The organism is Streptomyces sp. MZ04, assembly GCF_004684775.1.
Classification (GTDB): Bacteria; Actinomycetota; Actinomycetes; order Streptomycetales; family Streptomycetaceae; genus Streptomyces.
In genome coordinates, this window is sequence record NZ_SRIC01000555.1 from 1 (window position 1) to 1644 (window position 1644).

Annotated in this window: 1 protein-coding gene; it reads left to right on the forward strand. The window is 74.4% G+C overall.

Annotation, left to right across the window (positions count from 1 at the left end; genetic code table 11):
* A partial coding sequence (locus E2651_RS43065) for a primosomal protein N' (RefSeq protein WP_135336707.1) occupies positions 1 to 1644 on the forward strand: 1644 nt, incomplete at both ends.

Sequence of the window (1644 nt, forward strand, 5' to 3'; positions counted from 1 at the left end):
GCGTGAGGGTGGGGGGCTGATCGACGGGTTTCTCGTCGAGCGGGTTGCCGAGTCCGAGTACTCCGGGCCGTTGGCCGCCCTGGCGCAGGTCGTCTCGCCTGAGCCTGTGCTCGATGCGGACTTGTTGGGGCTTGCCCGGGCTGTTGCCGATCGGTACGCGGGGAGCCTTGCGGACGTGCTGCAGTTGGCCGTTCCGCCTCGGCATGCGCGGGCCGAGGCGCAGGAGATGGGGGAGGCGCCGGTGCCTCCCGCTGTTCCTGATGCGGGGAGTTGGCGGCGGTACGGGCACGGGGCGGAGTTCTTGGGGGCGCTCGCATCGGGGGGTGCGCCGCGGGCCGTGTGGACCGCTCTGCCGGGGCCCGAGTGGGCCGAGGAGATCGCGCGGGCCGTGCAGGCGACGCTCGCCTCTGGGCGGGGGGCGTTGGTCGTCGTACCCGCCGGGCGGCCCGCCGCTCGGGTCGACGCGGCGCTCACCGCGCTGATGGGGCCGGGGCAGCATGCCGTGCTGACCGCCGATGCCGGGCAGGAGAAGCGGTATCGGGAGTGGCTGTCCGTGCGGCGGGGCGCCGTGCGGGCCGTTGTCGGGACGCGGGCCGCGATGTTCGCGCCGGTCCGGGATCTTGGGCTCGTTGTCGTGTGGGACGACGGGGATGCCAGTCACAGTGATGACAACGCGCCTTTCCCGCATGTGCGGGAAGTTCTCGAGCTGCGGGCGTCGCGTGACAAGTGCGGGTTCTTGTTGGGTAGTTGGAGTTGCACCGTTGAGGCGGCCCAGCTTGTCGAGAGCGGGTGGGCCGCGCCGCTCGTCGCCGATCGTGAGCAGGTGCGGGGGGCCGCTCCGTTGGTGCGGACCGTGGGGGACGGGGACCTCGCCCGGGACGAGGCGGCGCGGGCCGCGCGGCTGCCGACTTTGGCGTGGCGTGTGGTGCGGGAGGGACTGAAGCACGGGCCCGTGCTCGTGCAGGTGCCGCGGCGGGGGTACGTGCCGCGGCTCGCGTGCGAGCGGTGCCGGGAGCCCGCGCGGTGCCGGCGGTGCGCCGGGCCGCTGGAGGCGCAGGACAGCGGGGCCGCGCTGCGGTGCGGCTGGTGCGGGGTGGAGGAGGCCGCCTGGCACTGCGGTTCCTGTGGTGGATTCCGGCTGCGGGCACAGATCGTGGGGGCGCGGCGTACGGCCGAGGAGCTGGGGCGGGCGTTTCCGGCTGTGCCGGTGCGGACTTCGGGGCGGGAGCAGGTGCTCGACACCGTGGCGGGGGCGCCCGCGCTGGTGGTGAGTACGCCGGGTGCGGAGCCTGTTGCCGAGGGCGGGTACGCGGCCGCGCTGCTGCTTGACGGGTGGGCCATGTTGGGGCGGCCTGATCTGCGGGCGGGGGAGGACGCGTTGCGGCGGTGGATCGGGGCGGCGTCCCTGGTGCGATCGCAGGCGGTCGGGGGGACCGTGGTGGTCGTCGCCGAGCCGACGCTGCGGCCTGTGCAGGCGTTGGTGCGGTGGGATCCCGTGGGGCATGCGGTGCGGGAGCTCGCGGAGCGGGCGGAGCTGGGGTTTCCGCCGGTGTCGCGGATGGCTGCGGTGTCCGGGGCTCCGGAGGTGCTTGCTGCCTTTCTCGCGGGGGTTGAACTTCCGCCGGATGCTGTTGTGTTGGGGCC